Below are 17,793 nucleotides of genomic sequence, written 5' to 3' on the forward strand. Positions count from 1 at the left end.
AGGAGGAGGACGACATGGCGAGGATCGTGCAGTACGAGCGGATCGGCGGGCCCGAGGTGCTCGAGACCGTCGAGGCGCCGGAGCCCGAGGCGGGGCCCGGCACCGTGGTGGTCGCCGTCCGCGCGGCCGGCGTGAACCCGATCGAGTGGAAGGTGCGCTCCGGCCTGCGCCCGAGCCCGCCGTTCGACGGTCCGCGGAGGCTCGGGTCGGACGGCTCCGGCGTGGTCTCCGCCGTCGGTCCGGGCGTGACCGGTTGGAGCGTCGGAGACCGGGTGATCGTCAGCGGCGCCACCGGCACCTACGCGACCGCCGTCGCGGTCTCCCCCGACTCCCTCGACCAGCTCCCCGACGGACTCGGCTTCGAGGAGGCGGCCGCGCTCGGCATCCCGGTCTCCACCGCCTACCAGGCGGTGGTCTCGCTCGGCGTCGCGGAGGGATCGACGTTCGTGGTCCACGCGGGCGCCGGCGCAGTAGGACGGGCGGCGATCCAGTTCGCCGTCGACCGCGGAGCCCGGGTGATCGCCACGGCGAGCCCGGCGAACCACGAGGCGCTGCGCGCGCTCGGAGCGGTGCCGGTCGCCTACGGGCCCGGGCTGCTCGAGCGGCTGCGCGCCGCAGCGCCCGAGGGCGTCGACCGCGTGCTCGACGCGGCCGGGACGGACGAGGCGCTCGCCGCCTCGCTCGCGCTGGTGGCGGATCCGCAGCACGTCGGAACGGTGGTCGCCGGCCCTCGTGCGGCCGAGCTGGGCATCCAGGCCTGGAGCGGCGGCAGTCCCGTGCCGCTGACCGAGAAGGAGCAGCGCCTCCGCCGCGAGGGCGTGCCGCTCGCCGCCCGGCTGGCGAGCGAGGGGCGCTTCGCGGTCGCGACAGGTCCGCGCCTCCCGCTCGAGCAGGCCGCAGAGGCGCACCGGCTCAGCGAGGACGGCCACGTCCGCGGGAAGATCCTTCTCGTTCCCTGAGCCGGGCCGGCTCCCGGCATCCGTCTCACCACCGCTTCCCCCGCTCTCACCGTCGAGAAGGAGTCCCCGTGTCCACTGACGACACCACCCCCGTGATCCTGGGGGGCGCCCGCACCCCGTTCGCCCGCTTCTCCGGAGCCTTCGCGCCGCTCTCGGGCGTCGAGCTCGGCGCCGCTGCCATCCGAGGGGCTCTCGAGCGCTCGGGCGCCTCCGCGGCCGACGTCGACGCGGTCGTGCTCGGCCAGGTGATCCAGGCCGGAGCCGGTCAGGGCCCCGCCCGGCAGGCCGCGGTCCTCGCGGGCCTGGGCTGGGACGTCCCGGCGGTCACGATCAACAAGCTCTGCCTGTCGGGTCTCACCGCGGTGATCGACGCGGCGCGGATGATCCGGCTCGGCGAGGCGCAGGTGGTCGTCGCCGGAGGGCAGGAGTCGATGACCAACGCGCCGCACCTCCTGCTCGGATCCCGCTCGGGCCTGGGTGTCGGTCCGCGTCCGCTCGAGGACGCACTCCTCCACGACGGCCTGCTCGATCCGTTCGACCGCCGCCTGATGGGGAGGGTGACCGACGACGGCAACGCCGCACGGGGCATCCGCCGCGAGCGCCAGGACGCCTTCGCCGCGCTCTCGCACCAGCGGGCCGCCGCGGCACGGTCCACCGGCGTGCTCGCCGAGGAGATCGTGCCGGTCGCGGTGCCGCAGCGGCGCGGACCGGACCTCGTCGTGTCCGCCGACGACGGGATCCGGGAGGACAGCACGGTCGAGACGCTCGCCCGGCTGGCCCGCGCCTTCTCAGCCGAGGGCACGATCACGGCGGGCAGCTCGTCCCCGATCACCGACGGTGCCGCCGCGCTGGTCGTCGTGTCCCGCGGCTGGGCCCGCGAGCGGGGACTGCCCTGGCTCGCGACCGTCGCCGAGCACGGGCAGGTCGCCGGACCGGACAACTCCCTCCACTCGCAGCCGTCGGCGGCGATCCTCCGGGCGCTCAGCCGCCGCGGTGCAGCGGTGTCCGACCTGGACCTGATCGAGATCAACGAGGCGTTCGCCTCCGTCGTCCTCCAGTCGGCGGACGATCTCGGCGTCGAGCCCGAGGCGGTCAACCCCGACGGCGGGGCGATCGCGCTCGGCCACCCTGTGGGCGCCTCCGGAGCGCGGCTGGCCCTGCACCTGGCGCTGGCCCTCCGGCGCCGGGGCGGCGGTCTGGGCGTCGCCGCGCTCTGCGGCGGAGGCGGCCAGGGCGAGGCGCTGATCCTCGAGGGCTGACCGGCGGTCCGCCCCAGGAGCGCGTCGGCGCCTCCGGCTACGCTCGCGGGATGAGCATCCTGAGCGCCGACGGCCTCGCCTTCGTCACCGAGCGCCACCTGGCCACCCTCTCCACCCCCGGCCGCCAGGGCCGCCTGCACGTGGTCGCCGTGGGCTTCACCTACGAGGACGGCGTCGTCCGCGTCATCACCTCCCGCGAGAGCCAGAAGGTGCTCAACGTCCGGCGGGGCGGCACCGCGACGGTCGGGCAGGTCGACGGCGTCCGGTGGCTGAGCCTGGGCGGTCCGGCGACGATCGAGGAGGAGCCGGACGCCGTGCAGCACGCCGTCGAGCTCTACTCCCAGCGCTACCGCACCCCGCGCCCGAACCCCCTCCGCGTCGCTATCCGCATCGACGTCGACTTCGCCCTCGCCTCCTCCGGCCTCCGCGCGGAGTAGCCGGGTGGCCCGCGGCGACGCGCTGGGCGGGGGCGGTGCCGTCTCCTCCCTCCGCACCTACCGCTACGTCCGCCTCTCCCTGGTGGCGGCCGTGGTGCTCCTCACGGCCGGCCTCGTCCACCAGCTCGTCGTCGGAGGCCCGCTGCGCTCGATCAGCGCCTCGTACTACACCCCGGTCCGCTCCCTCTTCACCGGGGCGCTCTTCGCGGTCGGCGTCGCGCTGGTCGTCCTCGCCTGGAGGAGCGTGCGGCGCTTCCTCCTGCTGCTGGCGGGCATGACGGCGCCGGTCATCGCGATCGTGCCGGTGCCCCTCGCCTCGGAGGAGCTGCAGCGCCTCGAGGGAGCGGCGTGCCCGGCGGGAGGGGCGTCGTGCCTTCCCGCGACGGCCGCGGATGAGGTCGCCGCCTCCCTGCCCGCCTACCTGGTCACGGCCGCGGCCGTCCTCGTCGCCTCCGTGATCCTGCTCGCCCTCGACCGGGTCCTCGACCGCTGGGCGCTCGTCCGCACCGCGATCGCCGCCGCCCTCCTGATCGCGCTGGCGGCCTGGAGCACGCTCCCGTCGTTCCTGCGGCTCGGCCACTACGCCGCCGCCGGCGTCTTCTTCCTCCTCATCGCCGTCACCGCGGGTCTGCACGCCGTCGCGGTGCGCGAGGAGGGAGCGAGCGGGCCGGGGACGCCGCGCTTCTACTCCCGCTGCTACGCCGTTCTCGCGGTGCTGATCGCCGCGGTCGATGCGGCGCTGGTGCTCCTGCTTCTCACGGGGCGGGGAGCGGAACTTCTCGGCGAGCAGTGGCTCCTGCTCGGCGAGGCCGTCGCGCTCGCCCTCTTCGGGATCTTCTGGGTGCTGCAGACCGTCGAGAACTGGGATCGTCCCGACGTGCTGCTCGTCGCGCGGGGCTGAGGGGGCCGGTGGCGGCCCCCTCAGCCGCTCAGCGCTTGAGGGTGATCGAAGCGCTCCGCCCGAGGTTTCCCGCGGCGTCGTAGGCGTGCGCGACGATCGCGTACCGCCCGGTCGGGTAGGAGGAGGCCGAGACGGTCAGGCGCCACGTGCCGTCCGACGCCCTCGTCGCGTCGCCCAGCCGCGTCGCTCCGCTCCAGAAGCTCAGCTTCGTCGTGCCGACGTCGTCCTTGGCAGTGGCGACCAGGGTGACCGAGCCGCGCACCGTCGATCCGCTCGTCGGTGCGGTGATGACGGTCTTCGGAGCCGTGGTGTCGCGCGACGGCGCGGGCGAGCCTGCGGGTGCCGGAGCAGGAGCCGCGGTGGGCGCCGACGTGGGAGTCGGAGCCGGAGTCGGTTCGTCGCCGAGGCCCCAGGCCGTCCACAGCTCCTCCGCGATCATCGCCTGGCCGGCGACGTTCGGGTGGAAGTAGTCGACGTCCGTCGAGAGCTGGTCGAGCGAGATCGGAGCCGCCGTGAGGGCACCGCCGTCCCACACGCAGTCGTTCGCGGCGGATGCGCAGGCCGATTCGAGTGCCTCGTTGAAGTCGGCCTCCCGGTCCTCCGCCGCCGCGAGCGAGGCGGTGTAGGCCGAGCCGGTCAGCGGGGCTCCGGTCGTGGCGTCGACTCCGCGCTGGGTCCGGCAGACCCCGCCCCAGGCCCAGATCGCGGCGCCCGGCGTCGGCTTCACGGCCTCCCACTCCGACTCGATGTCCGGGACCGAGCCGACGAGCACCGTCGCCTCCGGCCACTCCTCGCCGATCGAGCGCAGGATCCGGGTCGCCGACGCGGCGAAGGAGGCCGCGGGCGTCATCGCGTAGCCGTCGCGGGAGTCGGGCGAGAGGCTCAGCGAGCAGAGGTCGTTGCCGCCGATCAGCAGCGTGACCACGTCCGGCTCCTCCCCGGCCGCGACCGCGGCGTCGATCCGCGACTCGACTCCGCTGATGACCGCGCCCGACTTCGCGTAGTTCACCGCGCGGACCGCCGTCCGCGGATCCGCCGCCGCCATCCGGCTCGCGATCGAGTCGACCGCGGGCGCCGATCCCGTCGCCCAGGAGTTCTCGACGCAGTCGCGGTTCACCCCGCAGGTCGTCGCCGCGCGCGTGATCGAGTCGCCGAGCGCGAGCAGCGTCTGCGTCCCGGACGCCTGCGCCGGCGGTGCCGCCAGGAGCCCCGCCAGGAGCGCGATCGCCCCCGCGCCGACCCCTGCCGCTCTCCGCCGTGCCCTGTGTGCTGTGGTCCCCATGTCGTCCCGTCCCCTGGTCGTCCGTCGCTCGAGTGCCTCGCGTGCTGCGAGAGCACGAGGGGCGAGCGTACGTCGCTGCGGATCCCCCGACGGACCGGAGGAGGGCGGCTCCCGTCCGACGCGGCCCGGATGGGGGACACGGAGGACGCACGGAGGCCAGCGGCCCACAGCTTCGAGCGCCCGATCGTCAGGACCTGCACGACCGGCCCGCGCGCTCTCCCGCCCGGAGAGCACGTGGACCGACGGCTCCTCCTCGATACCCTGAGGCGATGATCGGCCGTCGCCGTGGAGGGAAGAGGGATCAGCATGGACTACTCGAACGAGGACGATCTCAAGCAGAGGATCGGTATCGACTCCTGGAGGAATCTGTCGAAAGAGAAGTTCATCGCGTTCGCATCCGAGCTGCCGAACATGAGCGAGGAGCTCGCCCTGAAGGTCGTCGAGCAGTTACCGGATTTCAAGAATCTCGTCCTCGACTCGTTCAGTGAAGTGCGAGATCAGGCGAGTTCAGCCGTTCGAGCCAACTGGAAGAGTCAGAAGAAGGTTCATAGGGCCTTCGCCGAGTACCGCGCCGTCCTGAACCGCGAACTGGATCGTGACACCCTGAGCGCGGCGGACCGCTACTCGATCCTTCGGCTGTTCAAAGAAGCGATCGATGACGAAGCGCTGAAGGATTCGGAGCACAAGGCGTTCGTGCTCCGGGCACTGGGCATCGTCGCGATGGTCGCAGTCGCCGGAGTCTCGACGGGAGTCGCCGTCCTCGGCGGTCGAGCCAGGATCGGCGGAGACGCCTAGTACCGAGTGCCGATCGAACGGACCACTCCTCCGCCGACGAGCGCGTCGAGGCCGCGAGGCGGTCGACCCGCCGAACCGGCGAGGTTCCCGATCCGGCCGCCGGCACAAAGCAGAAGGCCCGCTCTCTCGAGCGGGCCTTCCGTGGTGGTGGATCCGAGGGGATTCGAACCCCTGACCTCTTCATTGCGAACGAAGCGCGCTACCAACTGCGCCACGGACCCGTGCCTTCCGAGCCGTCACCGGCCCGAACAACTCGTCCACACTAGCACGGACGAGCAGGCGCCTTGCACTCGGGTCAGGCCCCGCGGCGGCGCTGCAGCGCCTGGTCGAGGTCGATCGCGTCGACGCCGTCCACGACGCCCATCGCGGCGAAGCGGGAGGAGGGACGCGGCGCCTCGGGAGCGGGAGCGGCGGCACGCGGGACGCGCAGCGGCGCCACCTCGGGAGCGGTCGCGGCGGCGCGCTGGGCGAGCTCCGCCTCCGCCGCGGCGGTGCGCAGGCGCTCCACGGCGTCGATCGACGCCATCGCGGAGGCGGCCACCGTGCCCCGGGAGAGGTAGAGCGGCTTGGGGAGCGGCTGCGGCGTCCAGCTCGCACGGTCCTCGGCGAGCTCCTCGGAGGCGTCGTCCGCCGCCTCCTCGGCGAGCTCGGCCTCGAAGACCTCGGCGCGCCGGCGCTCGGTCGCGGCGGCCGTCGTCGCTGTCGCGGCCGGAGCGGCGGCCCGGCGGCGACCCGGCGCCAGCAGGATCAGCGTGCCGAGCCCCGCGACGGCGAGGAGCAGGCCGACGAGCGGCACCGCACCCGTGCCGCCGAAGGGCAGCATCACGAGCCCGACCAGCGCGGCGACCGCCCCGACCAGCACGGCCAGCGCGGCGCCCTGGCGCCAGCGCAGGACCGAGGGCCCTGACCGCGTGCTCCGCCGTGCGCTCGCGGTCGCCCGTCGCAGCGCGTCGCGCGCCGCCTTCTCCGCCTGTGCCAGCTCCATCGCCTGTGCCTTCTCTTCGGCTCGTCGTCGTGTCTCGGTCACCCGGAGCCGGCGCTGCTGCAGCGCCACCTCGCGGGCCGTCGCCTCCGCACGCACGTGCTCGGGCACTTCCGCGGTCTCGGCGAGGATCCGCAGCGTCTGCTGCAGCCTCACCGCGTTGCGCTCGGTCGCGTTGTACGACCGCCTGCGCATCCACGTGGGGATCAAATAGGCGACCCACAGAACGGCGGCGAGCGCCCAGACGACGCCCCCGCCCAGCCAGTCGCTACTCATGCGGACAACGCTAGGAGCACCGGGCACTCCCGTCCGTCATTACGGGTAGGTGTGTCCGTGCGGATCGCGGATCAGCCGGGGCCCCGTCGGAGGGACACCGGCGCCGTCGGAGGGTCCGGAGAGACCCGAGCGGCGCGAGGCGCGGAGGTCCGCGTCGGTCGGCACGCCGACCTCCGACGGGACCTGCCCGTCGAGGTAGCGGCGGAGCACGCCGCGGGGCACCTCCTCCGCCACGAGGGCGAAGCAGAAGTGGTCGCGCCAGTCGCCGTTGATGTGGATGAAGCGCCGCCGCAGGCCCTCGTAGCGGAAGCCGAGCTTCTCGACCACGCGCAGGCTCGGCCGGTTCTCCGGGCGGATGCAGATCTCGATCCGGTGCAGGCCCAGGTCGAGGAAGGCGTGGTCGGCAGCGAGCGCCACGGCGATCGGAGTGATCCCCCGCCCGGCGTAGCGCTCGGACACCCAGTAGCCGATCGACCCGGAGGAGAGCGAGCCGTACCCGATGTTCGAGATGTTGAGCTGCCCGGCGAGCTCGCCGTCCCAGTCGATGAGGAACGGCACTCCCCCGCCGGCCCGCGCGTTCTGCTGCAGCGAGCGGATGCTGGCGCGCACGTCGAACGCGGCGCCTCCCCGGGGGTCGGACGCCTCCCACTGGCGCAGCCACGACCGGTTCGCGATCAGCTCCCGCTCGAGAGGGCGGGCGTCGCGCACGCGGATGGGGCGGACGGTGACACGACCCTCGGTGAGCGTCGGGATCGGGAGCGGCATGATGCGACCCTACTGCTCCGCCGCACTGCGGGAGGGGGACTGGACTCCGCGGCGTTCCGTGCTCTCGGGGAACGGACGAACGGACGGGATCCCGTGCCGCAGCAGGGGGTCCCGTCCGTTCCGGAGGAGCGCTCGCCGGGGCTCAGAGGCCGGCGACGAAGTCCTTCAGCCAGGGCTTGAGGTCCTTGCCGAGGTCGTCGCGGTCGGAGGCGAGCTGCACGATGGCCTTGATGTAGTCGAGCTTGTCGCCGGTGTCGTAGCGGCGGCCGCGGAACACGACGCCGTAGACGCCGCCGAACTCGGCCGGGTCCTGCGCCATGCGCTCCAGCGCGTCGGTCAGCTGGATCTCGCCGCCCTTGCCCGGAGCGGTGTGCTCGAGCACGCCGAACACGTCGGGCTTCAGCACGTAGCGGCCGATGATCGCGAGGTTCGAGGGGGCGTCCTCCTTGGAGGGCTTCTCGACCAGCCCGGTGATCCGCACCACGTCGTCCTCGTCGGTCGCCTCGACCGCCGCGCAGCCGTAGAGGTGGATCTGGTCGGGGTCGACCTCGAGGAGCGCGACCACCGTGGTGTCGCGCTGCTCGGCGACGTCGATCATGCGCGAGAGCAGCGGGTCGCGGGCGTCGATCAGGTCGTCGCCGAGGAGCACGGCGAAGGGCTCGTCGCCGACGTGGCGCTGCGCACGGGAGACCGCGTGGCCGAGGCCCTTCGGCTCTCCCTGACGGACGAAGTGCACGTCGGCGAGGTCGCTGGCGTACTTGACGTGCTCGAGCTTCTTGTCGTCCTTCTTCTGGGACAGGTTCTGCTCGAGCTCGGGCACCGAGTCGAAGTGGTTGGCGAGCGCGTTCTTGTTGCGCCCGATGATCACGAGCACGTCCTGGAGGCCGGCGTCCGCAGCCTCCTCGACCACGTACTGGATCGCCGGCTTGTCGACGACCGGCAGCATCTCCTTGGGGATGGCCTTCGTCGCCGGCAGGAAGCGGGTGCCGAGACCTGCGGCGGGGATGACTGCTTTGCGGATTCGAGTGCCCATGGGGCGCCATCCTAGCGGCGGGGGAAGTCGCGGGAGTTTCGCGCCAGGACCGGCGACGGAAGGCGCCGGACCCCGTTCCGGGGCGGTCCGGGACGAGCGTCCCTCAGGGTCGTCCGCGCGGAGGCCGGCGCGGGGCCCGGTTCTAGACTGAGCGCATGCCAGTCGACATCACGCACGAGAAGCGGGCGCTGCGCGCCGAGCTGCGCGAGCGCCGCCGCACGCAGACCTCGACCGCTCGCGACCAGGCCGCGGAGCAGATCACCGCCCACCTGATCGAGCTCGCCACCCGCGTGGGGGCCCGCTCCCTCGCGTGCTACCTCTCCGCTCCGGACGAGCCGAGCACCCGGCCGTTCCTGGGCTGGGCCGAGAGCCACGGCATCCGCGTCCTCTTCCCCGTCTCGCGCCAGGACGGCCTGCTCGACTGGGCGGTCGGCGACGGCCACACCGAGACCCAGGGCCTGTTCGGCATGCCCGAGCCCGTCGGGCAGCTGCTCGGCCCCATCGCGATCAACGACGTCGACCTCATCGTCGTCCCGGCCGCCACCGTCGACCGGCAGGGGATGCGGATGGGCTGGGGGCGCGGCTACTTCGACAAGACCCTCGGCTCGATGGAGAAGTGCCCTCCGGTCTACGCCGTCGTCTTCGACAGCGAGCTCGTCGACCGGGTGCCGAGCGAGGTCCACGACCAGGCCGTCGACGGAGTCGTCACTCCCTCCGGCATCGTCGACCTGCGCCACTGACCCCGTCCTCCTTCTCCCCCACCCGCCTCCGAGGAGCCCCCTGTGCCCACCTACTCCTACCGCTGCACGCAGTGCGGCAACGCCTTCGACATCCAGCAGAAGTTCACTGACGACACGCTCACCGAGTGCCCGAGCTGCCAGGGGGCGCTGCGTAAGGTGTTCAGCGCAGTCGGCGTGACCTTCAACGGCTCGGGCTTCTACCGCACCGACTCCCGCTCCGGCGGGAAGTCGAGCGAGGGCGGCTCCTCCTCCTCCTCGGGTTCCGGCTCGTCCGGCTCGGGCGCATCCGGCGCCGGCTCATCCGACTCGTCGTCGGGCTCCTCGGGATCGGGCGGCTCCTCCTCCGGATCCTCGGGTTCATCGGGCTCGGGCGGCTCCTCGTCCGGCTCGGGGTCCTCGGGCTCCGGATCGTCCTCCTCCTCGTCGTCCTCGGGTTCCTCCGGGTCCTCCTCCTCGGGTTCCTCCTCCGGGAGCTGACCCGCCACCCACCGCTCACGGCAGAAACGGAACGATCATGATCAACGGCTTCAAAGAGTTCATCCTCCGCGGCAACGTCATCGACCTGGCTGTCGCCGTGGTCATCGGCGCCGCCTTCACGACCATCGTCAACGCGATCGTGACGGGGATCTTCAACCCGCTCATCGGCGTGATCTTCGACGCCTCCTCCCTCGAGGCCCTGGTCTGGCCCATCCGACCGGGAGAGAACGGCGAGGACCCGACCGTCATCGCCTACGGCTCGGTCATCTCGGCCCTGATCCAGTTCGTGATCGTCGCCTTCGTCCTCTACTTCGCGTTCGTCCTGCCGATCAACCACCTCAAGAACGCCGCGTTCGCCAAGAAGGCCGCCGACGCCCCCGCCGCGGAGGACAAGGCCCCCACCGAGCTCGAGCTCCTCTCCGACATCCGCGACCTGCTCGCCAACAACGGCACCGCCACCACCGCGAACTCCGGCAAGCACGTCGACTGAGTCGCTCTGTCTCCTTCCGCCGGAGGCGGAAGAGGACCGCGGTCGGCTTCCCGATCGGGGAACGCTTCGCAGAGCGTTGTGCGAACGGTGCGTCCGAAACGTCGGCACGCGTTTCGGACGGCGCCTGCACCTTCGGGAGGTCGCCGAACGGGACCTTCGGCGTCTCCGACGGGGGCTGATCGGCCCTGTCTCCACGCGCTCCTCGATACCGGCGGGCACCGGGCGGGAAGCGGTCGGTCAACGGGCACCGGACGGGTGCAGTCGGTCAGCGGGCGCTGGGCGTGCGCGGTCGCCAGCGGGCGCCGGGCCGAAGCGGACGGTCAGCGAGCACCGGACGGAAGCGGTCGTCAGCGGGCATCGGACGGGAAGCGGTCGGCCACCGTCGACGGGCCCGACGTGAGCGGTCGCCAGACGTCCGCGTGATGTGGTCGCCCGTCGAGCAGGGGCGTGCCGGGGTGAGGTCCGGGACCGGCGTCGACTCGCGGACCGCCAGCCGCGCGGGTGGAATCAGTAGTGCGGGGGGACGTCCTGGCGCAGGCGCGCGTCGTTCGGGCCGGTGTCGGGGCGCGCGGGCGGCGCGGAGAGGTCGGCGACCGGAGCATCGTGCGGGGACGGATCGGTGCCGGGCTTCGCGGGGAGCGTCGCCCGCCGGCCGCCGCGGGTGCGCCGCAACGGGCGGTCGGCACCCGCGGGGGCGTCGGGATCCGGCGCCACGATCAGTCGCGCGGCAGCGGCTCGACGGGCTGCGTCTCCCCCGACGCCGGAGCGGCGGCGGCAGCAGGAGCGGCGGGAGCAGCAGCAGCCTCGCCGGCGGCGGGAGCAGGTGTCTGCTCCTCCCCCGCGGTTGCACCGATCAGCCCGGCCACCCGCGCGGCCACGGCCTCGGGGTCGGCGAACAGCTCGAAGTTGTGCACCCGCAGGTAGTGCCAGCCCAGCCGGCGCAGCAGCTCCGGACGCAGGCGCAGCGACACGCGCAGGCTCTGCGTGCTCACGTCGCGGTCGGTCTCGACCACCACGGCACGGGTCCCGTGCGCGGCGACGAGGGCCAGCTTGCCCTTGTGCCCGATGTTGACCCGGAGTCCACGGCGCTCGAGGCGCGCGGCGAGATCCACCAGCATCGGCTCCGAGTAGTCGTCGCGGTCGCTCGGCTGGACGCGGTCCTCCGCCTCCTGCAGCACCTGCGCGAGCGCGACCATGCCGTAGCGCATGCGCGACTCGTCGATGTCGCCCGGGCGGAAGCACGAGACGATGTCCATCGAGCGGCGGGCACGGGTCATCCCGACCGCTAGCAGACGCTCTCCGCCCGGCTCCGCGAGCGCGCCGAAGTTCGACAGCAGGCGGCCGTGGGGCGTCCGGCCGTAGCCGATCGAGAAGATGACGCGGTCGCGGCTCTGCGCGACCGACTGCTCCAGAGTCACGACGGCGAAGGGCTCGGGCCGATCGCCGAGGATGAAGTCGCTCAGATCGGTGCGCTTGGCGAAGGCCGTCAGCACCGCCTGCTGCACCCGCACGGCGTGGCGAGGACTCGCGGTGATGACCATCAGCGACTCGCGCGGACGGATCACCGCGTGCTCGAGCACCAGCTCGACCACCTTCGCGACCTCGGCGTCGACGGACTCGACGGCTCCCGAGTCGTTCTCGGGCATGCCGTGCCCGCTCGCGATGTAGTGGAAGCGGAGCGAGTCGTGTCCGAGGAAGGATCCGGCCCAGGGCAGGGAGTCGATGCGGCCGCCGTAGAAGCGGCGGTTGACCAGCTCGGCCAGGTCCTCGCCGCCCGCGCGGTAGCTGCGGGTGAGCGTGACGGTGTTGAGCAGCTCGCCGAGTCGGGCGAGCGCCGACTGGGCGTGCAGCGCCTCCACGTCGGTCCGCGAGGCGGTGGAGCCGAACTCCGGCGTCTCGTCGACGCGCAGGCCGAAGGGAGTGGGGGTCTGCGTGACCGGGTCGCCGAACGCGACGACCTGCTTCGCCCGGCGGATCGCTCCGACGTTCTCGGCCAGCGTGGTCGCCCCGGCGTCGACGAGGAACACCGCGTCGAAGGTCGTCTCGGTGCCGATGCGGTGCACCTCGTACGGAGAGGCGAGCCACGCCGGAGCGAGCACGCGCGAGAGGTGCGGAGCGGCCTTCTGCAGCTCCTGAGGGGTCGTCGCCGCCTCGGTGCGCAGCAGCGCGCGCAGCGCGTCGCGCTCCTGCGGCCAGTCGACGAGCCCGATCTTCCAGGTCTCGGAGAGCTTCCAGGCCAGCAGCTCGGCGCTCGAGGCGGCGTGCGCCTCGTCGACGAGCTTGAAGTCGGCCTCGAGCCGGTCGAGCACGCTCGTGTTGCCGCCGAGCAGCGCGCGCTCGTCGGTCAGCATGATCTCGAGCGCCGAGCGCCACCAGGCCAGGTCCAGCTCGCCCGCGACCAGCTCGGCCGGCACGTGGCGGCGCGAGAGATCGGTGAGCAGCGGGTCCAGGCCCCAGTCGCGCAGGGTGGCGAGGAGGGTCGTCCGCTCCTGGAGGTTGGCGAGCACCTCGCTGTCCTCGGCGAGGCCGGACACCATCGAGGCCAGCTCCGCGAGAGGGAGCGAGGCGAGCTGCAGGTTCGTCCCGCGGCGGCCGAGCGGCTCGTCGAGACGGCTCAGCTGGTCGGTCACCTGCTGGTAGGCCACCTGCACGTCGGCGACGCCGACCGGGACCTCGGGGATCGTGCCGGCGACCGCGTAGCGCTGCCACAGCGTCCGCTGCTGCTGCACCCGGCGGAGCGCCGCGTTGAGGTCGGTGACGTGCGCGCCGGGACGCAGGTACTCGCGGGCGAGCTTCTTCAAGCGCCGGCGGTTGGTGGACGACATCTCGGCGGCCTCGCGGCGCGGCGAGGTGGCGACGATGAGGTCCTGGATCGAACGGTCGAAGACGGCCGGCTGGAACTTGTCCAGCGTCTCCCGGACGTCCTGCAACAGGCGCAGGTAGATGCCGAGCTCGGCGACCGACTCGAACGGGCGCATGCGCGTCTGGCCGATGACGTCCTGGGCGCGGTCGAGCAGGCGCGGAAGGTCGCGCAGGTGCAGGCGCTTGGCCAGCTCGTGGGCGATCTCGGCGTCGGCGGTGGAGTCGAACTGTGCGCCGTACCAGGGCGAGTCGCCCGGGCCGTAGCGGAACTCGCCCAGGCGCGCCGACTCGATCAGCATCCGGGTCGCCTCGGGGCGGCTGTGCGCGAGAGCGGTGACGGAGCGGCGGTCGAGGCGGGCGGCGGTCGACGGGGGCGTCCGCAGCTGCGAGAGGCGGGCGAGCTCCTCGAGGGCCTGCAGCGCCGAGACGCCGAAGCTCTCGTCGCGGCGGGAGAGCGCGCCGCGGTAGTCGAGCAACACCTTCCGCAGCCGGAGCAGGGCGTCGTCGATCTCGCTGACGGAGGGGCGCGCGGCCTTCTCGTTGCGGCCGATCGACTGGATGAGGTCGCGGCGGAGCGTGCGGGGCCCGACCGCGATGCCGCCCAGGCCCCCCGAGAGCAGGCGCTGGTGGATGCTGTCGAGGCTCGACCGGCGGGCGCTGACGACCAGCACGCGCTTGTGCTGGGCGGCCAGGGCGCCGATCGCGTTGACGATGGTCTGGGTGCCGCCCGTGCCGGGAAGGGTCTTCACGACGAGCGAGTTGCCGGCCGCGATGTTCGCGATCACCTGCTCCTGCTCGGCGTCCGCGTCGAGGAGGAGGTTGTCGGTCGCCGGAGGACGCTCGTCCTGCGGGATGATCGACGCCACCTTCTGCGACTGCTGCAGCGCCCGCTTGGCGGCCGGGTTCCCGGCGACGGCGTCGAGGACGGGGTGCTCGAGCATCCGGGCGTCGCGGAGCATGTCGCCCGCCACGTCGGCGAAGCTCGAGACCACGAGGCGCGGGTGCACGGCGAACCACGGCAGGTGCGAGGTCAGGCCGCGCAGCTGGTCGATGACCGGCTGCGGCTTGAAGACGCCGTTCTGCACGGCCAGCTCGACGAACTGCTCGGGGTCGATCGTGATGCCGAACTGCTGCTTGAGGGCGCGCGCGAGCTGCGGGTTGAAGTAGGGCTGGCCCTTGAGCTTGAGCTCGAAGTCGCGGCCGTAGCGGCGGATGGCGAGCGGGCGCAGGAGCACGGGTGCGGTGAACTCCGTGTCGCCGGCGCGCCACTGGGCGAGGCCGATGGCGAGGTGGACGCCCTCGATGCCGCGGACCGAGCGCAGCTCGATCCCCTTGTCGGTGATCGCACCCGCGGCGTTCTTCGCGGTGCGCAGGGCGAGCTCGTCGCGGATGAGCGAGGAGAGGAGCGTCGTCTTGCCCGAGATGAACGGGGGCAGCCCGCCGGGGTGCGTGGTCGAGAGCTCGATGCGCGTCCGGGGCGAGTCCACGAAGTGGAGCAGGGGCGACGGACCGCCGACCTTGGCGAGCTCGTCGCGCCACGACTGCCACACCGGATCGGCCACGTTGCCGCCCTGGTAGCCGGCCTCGCCGCTCGTCACCTGCACGGGAGAGGTCGCCGTCGGGGAGAGCCGATGCGCGGACGCCTCCCCCTGGTCACCGGATTCGGGTGAGGTCGCCACCGGTCCGGCTCCTGGGAAATCGTCGACTCGTTGCACACGGACACCCTAAACCGGGCACCTCCGAAAGGCCGTAGCGACGCGGGTCGGCGGCACGGCACCTCCGTACGGCTCACCGGGCCGGAGCATCGGAGGAACGCGGAGCCCAGGGTCGGATCGGCGAGCGCGCCCGTCCGATCGGGGCGGGCGGGGGGCTCAGGAGGGCCAGACGGCCAGGGGCGGCGCCGTCTCGACCCGGCGCTCGTCGCCGACCACGCGGATCCGGCTGCTCACGCGGTCGTGCCCGGCGGCCGCGGCGACCGCGGTCATGACGAGCCGGGCGTGGTCGCGCGTGAGATGCCCGAAGGCGCTCCGCAGATCGACGGGGCGGCCGGTGGCGAGCGACACGGCGATGCGCGCGACCGCCTCCTCCGAGAGGTCGAGGAGGCACGCCTGCTCGGCGAGGACGGCGAAGTCGATCCGCGGCGCGGCCTCCGTGGCGGCACCGGCCGCCCACGGGTGCTCGGGGCGGAGGCATCCGGCGCGGACGAGGAGCTGCTCCGCGGCCTCGAGGCCGGGCCCGGCGAGGACGGGGATCATGCCGCGGTCCGCTCGGCGCGGCGCCCGGAGGCGCGGACCCCGACGGACACGACGGCCGACAGCAGGCAGGCGACGCCGGCGATCAGCGGCGCGAGCCAGCCGAGGACGCTCACCTCGTCGACGTCCGTGCCGAAGTACTGCCAGTGCGCGATGGCGTAGACGAAGAGGGAGAAGAAGCAGAGCGCGACGCCCGTGAGCGCCGACACCAGGTCCGCCGGACGGACGAGGGGCTCGTGCTCCGCCGAGGCGGCCTGCTCGATCGCGGGCTCGGAGAGGGCGGCGGCCGGGACCTGCGGGAGGGTCGCGGTGGCGGGGTGCTGCGTCATGTCTCCGAGGGAACCAGCCGCGCGGTGTCACGGTCGTCACTCGCTGGCATGACGTCCTGAGCCGAGCGGATGGTGGCGCGGTCGGCCGGTCAGGGAGCGACGGGGACGTCCGCTCGGGCCGGTCGGCGTCCGAGCGACGACTGGAACCGCAGCAGGTACCCGTCGGGATCGGCGACCACCAGCTGACGGACGCCCGCCTCCTCCGCTCCGACCCGGTACCAGCGGGTCTCGAGCGGCGAGAACAGCGGCGTCCCGGCCTCGGCGAGCGCCGCTGCCGTCCGGTCGGCGTCGTCGACGTGCAGCTGCAGGTTCATCCCCCGGCCGAACGGGCGCTCCAGCGGTGCCGCGATCCAGTTGCGGCCCCGCCCCGCCTCTTCGAGCATCACGTGCGCGGAGCCGAGGACCAGGTACGCGAAGCCCTCCTCGGGCCGGGCGTAGTGGATCCGGAACCCGCAGGGACCGCACCAGAATCCCAGGCTCCGGTCGAGGTCGGCGACGAGCAGCTCGGGGACGAGATCGGGATCGGCCATCCGCGCGGTCTACGCCTCGGCGCCCTCGGGGCGCTTCGTGCGGCCCGGGAGCAGGAGCAGGCCCGAGACGCCCACGACGATCAGCAGGATGGCCGCGACCGTGACGAAGGAGGCCAGCGCCAGCACGGGCATGATGATCGTCAGGACGCCCGCGATGACCGAGGCGATCCCTGCCGCGATCGGCAGCCACGCGGGGCCGGCGACGGTCCGGCCGCTGGTGATGCTCGAGACGCCGTCGAGGATCCAGCCCGCGCCGATCACGAGGCCCAGGACGCTCAGCGACTCGAACGGGTTCGACAGGCACAGGATGCCCGCGACCAGGATCAGGGCGCCGAGCAGGCCCGCGAGCCAGCGCACCCGGGCATCGAGCCGCGAGGCGGTGAAGGCCAGCAGCAGGCGGAAGACGCCCGCGGCGATCAGGTGGATGCCGAAGACGATGGCGACGGTCAGCAGCGTCGGACCGGGGATCAGGACGGCGATGACGCCGAGCACGATCGCGATCAGCGAGACGGCGATGATCCACCAGCGCTCGACGGAGGTGCGGGACATCGTGGGCGCGGCGGTCTCGGACATGGCGTTCCTTCGCGTCGGGGAGTGCGGACCCCTCGAACGTTAGGGCACCGGGGCGGGGTGGCGCGGGGCCTTGCGCCCGCCCGCCCGAGGACGCAGGTCAGTGGCGCGATCCGGTGCGCGCCGCGGCACGGTGCCGCCGCACGCGGCGCACAACGAGCGCGAGCAGCAGCACGCCGAACGCGCTGTAGATGATCGCGTCGAGCACGCCCGCGTACTGGTCGACGAGCTCGTACTGCGTGCCGAGGGCCGCGCCGAGGCCGATCAGCAGGCCGTTCCAGACGCCGGAGCCGAGGATCGTCAGTCCCGAGAACAGCAGCAGGTTCATCCGCTCGGCCCCCGCGGGGAGCGAGATGAGGCTGCGCACGCCCGGGATGAGGCGACCGAAGAGGACCGCCCAGGTGCCGTGCCGGCGGAACCAGCCGACCGCCTTCTCGAAGTCCTCGCGGTCGACCAGCGGGAGCTTGGAGAGCAGGCGGATCGAGCGCTCCGTGCCGATGCGGTGGCCGAGCGCGTAGAGGATCAGGCCGCCGAGGTAGGCGCCGAGGGTCGCCGTGATCACGACCAGCACCAGGTTCATCCGGCCCTGCTGGGCGAGGAAGCCGGCCAGCGGCAGCACGAGCTCGCTCGGGATCGGCGGGAACACCGTCTCGATCAGCGTCAGCAGGCCGACGCCCGCCTCTCCGAGCGCGGCGATCACCCGCGCGGCGACGCCGACGAGTCCGGAGAGCTCGTCGATGCTGTCGGAGGAGGAGGCGGTCGCCACGGAGGCGGGGGCGAGGGCGAGGGTCGCGATCGTCATGACTGAGAAGCTACTCAGTCCGCCGAGCGCGCACCTGGGAATCCGGCGGCCC

General features: G+C 73.0%; 19 protein-coding genes, 1 tRNA gene and 1 pseudogene. 8 read left to right on the forward strand and 13 right to left on the reverse strand.

Annotated elements, in window-relative coordinates; all coding sequences use genetic code 11:
• The first annotated feature begins 14 nt into the window (after window positions 1-14).
• From C5B95_RS12470 to C5B95_RS12485, 4 genes are all read left to right on the forward strand, one after another.
• Window positions 15-959 (forward strand): NADP-dependent oxidoreductase, encoded by a 945-nt coding sequence (locus C5B95_RS12470; RefSeq protein ID WP_104349329.1) that lies wholly within the window; start codon window positions 15-17, stop codon window positions 957-959.
• A gap of 68 nt (window positions 960-1,027) precedes the next feature.
• Entirely contained in the window at window positions 1,028-2,218 is a 1,191-nt protein-coding gene (locus C5B95_RS12475; protein ID WP_104349316.1) for an acetyl-CoA C-acyltransferase, read from the forward strand.
• A gap of 50 nt (window positions 2,219-2,268) precedes the next feature.
• Window positions 2,269-2,655 (forward strand): pyridoxamine 5'-phosphate oxidase family protein, encoded by a 387-nt coding sequence (locus C5B95_RS12480; RefSeq protein WP_104325779.1) that lies wholly within the window; start codon window positions 2,269-2,271, stop codon window positions 2,653-2,655.
• Window positions 2,656-2,659: 4 nt separating this feature from the next.
• Window positions 2,660-3,556, forward strand: coding sequence for a hypothetical protein (locus tag C5B95_RS12485; protein ID WP_104349317.1), 897 nt, complete (start codon window positions 2,660-2,662; stop codon window positions 3,554-3,556).
• Window positions 3,557-3,584: 28 nt separating this feature from the next.
• Here the strand turns inward: C5B95_RS12485 and C5B95_RS12490 are convergent, their stop codons facing one another.
• On the reverse strand, window positions 3,585-4,838 hold the full coding sequence (locus C5B95_RS12490) for a GDSL-type esterase/lipase family protein (RefSeq protein WP_104349318.1): 1,254 nt from the start codon (window positions 4,836-4,838) through the stop codon (window positions 3,585-3,587).
• Window positions 4,839-5,144: 306 nt separating this feature from the next.
• Here C5B95_RS12490 and C5B95_RS12495 point away from each other — a divergent pair, with 306 nt between their 5' ends.
• Complete coding sequence (locus C5B95_RS12495; protein ID WP_104349319.1) at window positions 5,145-5,633, forward strand: hypothetical protein; 489 nt, start codon at window positions 5,145-5,147, stop codon at window positions 5,631-5,633.
• Between the two features lie 145 nt (window positions 5,634-5,778).
• Here the strand turns inward: C5B95_RS12495 and C5B95_RS12500 are convergent.
• The 4 genes from C5B95_RS12500 to galU form a co-directional block, all read right to left on the reverse strand.
• Window positions 5,779-5,854: transfer RNA gene (locus tag C5B95_RS12500), tRNA-Ala, on the reverse strand.
• A gap of 74 nt (window positions 5,855-5,928) precedes the next feature.
• Entirely contained in the window at window positions 5,929-6,891 is a 963-nt protein-coding gene (locus C5B95_RS12505; RefSeq protein ID WP_104223216.1) for a hypothetical protein, read from the reverse strand.
• A gap of 39 nt (window positions 6,892-6,930) precedes the next feature.
• Window positions 6,931-7,656: a GNAT family N-acetyltransferase gene (locus C5B95_RS12510; RefSeq protein ID WP_104223217.1), complete on the reverse strand. Its 726-nt coding sequence runs from the start codon at window positions 7,654-7,656 to the stop codon at window positions 6,931-6,933.
• A gap of 142 nt (window positions 7,657-7,798) precedes the next feature.
• Window positions 7,799-8,689, reverse strand: coding sequence for a UTP--glucose-1-phosphate uridylyltransferase GalU (galU, locus tag C5B95_RS12515; protein ID WP_104223218.1), 891 nt, complete (start codon window positions 8,687-8,689; stop codon window positions 7,799-7,801).
• Between the two features lie 155 nt (window positions 8,690-8,844).
• Between galU and C5B95_RS12520 the strand changes: the two genes are divergently transcribed.
• Together C5B95_RS12520 and C5B95_RS18005 are read left to right on the forward strand one after the other, a co-directional pair.
• On the forward strand, window positions 8,845-9,429 hold the full coding sequence (locus C5B95_RS12520) for a 5-formyltetrahydrofolate cyclo-ligase (RefSeq protein ID WP_104339890.1): 585 nt from the start codon (window positions 8,845-8,847) through the stop codon (window positions 9,427-9,429).
• Window positions 9,430-9,471: 42 nt separating this feature from the next.
• A pseudogene (locus C5B95_RS18005) lies at window positions 9,472-9,612 on the forward strand (FmdB family zinc ribbon protein); the annotation flags it as partial.
• 14 nt (window positions 9,613-9,626) lie between these two features.
• Here C5B95_RS18005 and C5B95_RS18010 read toward each other — a convergent pair.
• Complete coding sequence (locus C5B95_RS18010) at window positions 9,627-9,914, reverse strand: hypothetical protein (RefSeq protein ID WP_308471275.1); 288 nt, start codon at window positions 9,912-9,914, stop codon at window positions 9,627-9,629.
• A 29-nt stretch (window positions 9,915-9,943) separates the two neighbouring features.
• On the opposite strand from C5B95_RS18010, the gene mscL reads away from it, so the two are divergent.
• On the forward strand, window positions 9,944-10,396 hold the full coding sequence (gene mscL, locus C5B95_RS12530; protein WP_181065648.1) for a large conductance mechanosensitive channel protein MscL: 453 nt from the start codon (window positions 9,944-9,946) through the stop codon (window positions 10,394-10,396).
• A gap of 507 nt (window positions 10,397-10,903) precedes the next feature.
• Here the strand turns inward: mscL and C5B95_RS12535 are convergent.
• The 7 genes from C5B95_RS12535 to C5B95_RS12565 all read right to left on the reverse strand — a co-directional run bounded on the left by C5B95_RS12535 (window position 10,904) and on the right by C5B95_RS12565 (window position 17,741).
• Window positions 10,904-11,110 (reverse strand): hypothetical protein, encoded by a 207-nt coding sequence (locus tag C5B95_RS12535; protein WP_104349321.1) that lies wholly within the window; start codon window positions 11,108-11,110, stop codon window positions 10,904-10,906.
• Between the two features lie 2 nt (window positions 11,111-11,112).
• The gene (locus C5B95_RS12540; RefSeq protein ID WP_374954259.1) at window positions 11,113-14,937 is read right to left on the reverse strand and encodes a DEAD/DEAH box helicase; all 3,825 of its coding nucleotides are present in this window, start codon (window positions 14,935-14,937) and stop codon (window positions 11,113-11,115) included.
• 192 nt (window positions 14,938-15,129) lie between these two features.
• On the reverse strand, window positions 15,130-15,513 hold the full coding sequence (locus tag C5B95_RS12545) for a hypothetical protein (RefSeq protein WP_104232859.1): 384 nt from the start codon (window positions 15,511-15,513) through the stop codon (window positions 15,130-15,132).
• A complete protein-coding gene (locus C5B95_RS12550) occupies window positions 15,510-15,839 on the reverse strand; it encodes a hypothetical protein (protein WP_104226447.1) in 330 nt (109 codons plus the stop codon). Before C5B95_RS12550 ends, C5B95_RS12545 begins: the two co-directional genes overlap by 4 nt.
• A gap of 89 nt (window positions 15,840-15,928) precedes the next feature.
• Window positions 15,929-16,369: a VOC family protein gene (locus C5B95_RS12555; RefSeq protein ID WP_104232861.1), complete on the reverse strand. Its 441-nt coding sequence runs from the start codon at window positions 16,367-16,369 to the stop codon at window positions 15,929-15,931.
• Between the two features lie 9 nt (window positions 16,370-16,378).
• A complete protein-coding gene (locus tag C5B95_RS12560) occupies window positions 16,379-16,942 on the reverse strand; it encodes an HdeD family acid-resistance protein (RefSeq protein ID WP_104232862.1) in 564 nt (187 codons plus the stop codon).
• Window positions 16,943-17,039: 97 nt separating this feature from the next.
• Window positions 17,040-17,741, reverse strand: a complete 702-nt coding sequence (locus tag C5B95_RS12565; RefSeq protein WP_104225072.1) for a DedA family protein — start codon at window positions 17,739-17,741, stop codon at window positions 17,040-17,042.
• Window positions 17,742-17,793 lie beyond the last annotated feature (52 nt).

Source organism: Rathayibacter sp. AY1A7 (assembly GCF_002930845.1).
GTDB lineage: Bacteria > Actinomycetota > Actinomycetes > Actinomycetales > Microbacteriaceae > Rathayibacter.

Coding starts and splice junctions, on each gene's coding strand:
- C5B95_RS12470 (WP_104349329.1), top strand. CDS start 15: ATGGCGAGGATCGTGCAGTACGAGCGGATCGGCGGGCCCGAGGTGCTC.
- C5B95_RS12480 (WP_104325779.1), top strand. CDS start 2,269: ATGAGCATCCTGAGCGCCGACGGCCTCGCCTTCGTCACCGAGCGCCAC.
- C5B95_RS12490 (WP_104349318.1), bottom strand. CDS start 4,838: ATGGGGACCACAGCACACAGGGCACGGCGGAGAGCGGCAGGGGTCGGC.
- C5B95_RS12495 (WP_104349319.1), top strand. CDS start 5,145: ATGGACTACTCGAACGAGGACGATCTCAAGCAGAGGATCGGTATCGAC.
- C5B95_RS12505 (WP_104223216.1), bottom strand. CDS start 6,891: ATGAGTAGCGACTGGCTGGGCGGGGGCGTCGTCTGGGCGCTCGCCGCC.
- C5B95_RS12510 (WP_104223217.1), bottom strand. CDS start 7,656: ATGCCGCTCCCGATCCCGACGCTCACCGAGGGTCGTGTCACCGTCCGC.
- galU (WP_104223218.1), bottom strand. CDS start 8,689: ATGGGCACTCGAATCCGCAAAGCAGTCATCCCCGCCGCAGGTCTCGGC.
- C5B95_RS12520 (WP_104339890.1), top strand. CDS start 8,845: ATGCCAGTCGACATCACGCACGAGAAGCGGGCGCTGCGCGCCGAGCTG.
- mscL (WP_181065648.1), top strand. CDS start 9,944: ATGATCAACGGCTTCAAAGAGTTCATCCTCCGCGGCAACGTCATCGAC.
- C5B95_RS12545 (WP_104232859.1), bottom strand. CDS start 15,513: ATGATCCCCGTCCTCGCCGGGCCCGGCCTCGAGGCCGCGGAGCAGCTC.
- C5B95_RS12550 (WP_104226447.1), bottom strand. CDS start 15,839: ATGACGCAGCACCCCGCCACCGCGACCCTCCCGCAGGTCCCGGCCGCC.
- C5B95_RS12555 (WP_104232861.1), bottom strand. CDS start 16,369: ATGGCCGATCCCGATCTCGTCCCCGAGCTGCTCGTCGCCGACCTCGAC.
- C5B95_RS12560 (WP_104232862.1), bottom strand. CDS start 16,942: ATGTCCGAGACCGCCGCGCCCACGATGTCCCGCACCTCCGTCGAGCGC.
- C5B95_RS12565 (WP_104225072.1), bottom strand. CDS start 17,741: ATGACGATCGCGACCCTCGCCCTCGCCCCCGCCTCCGTGGCGACCGCC.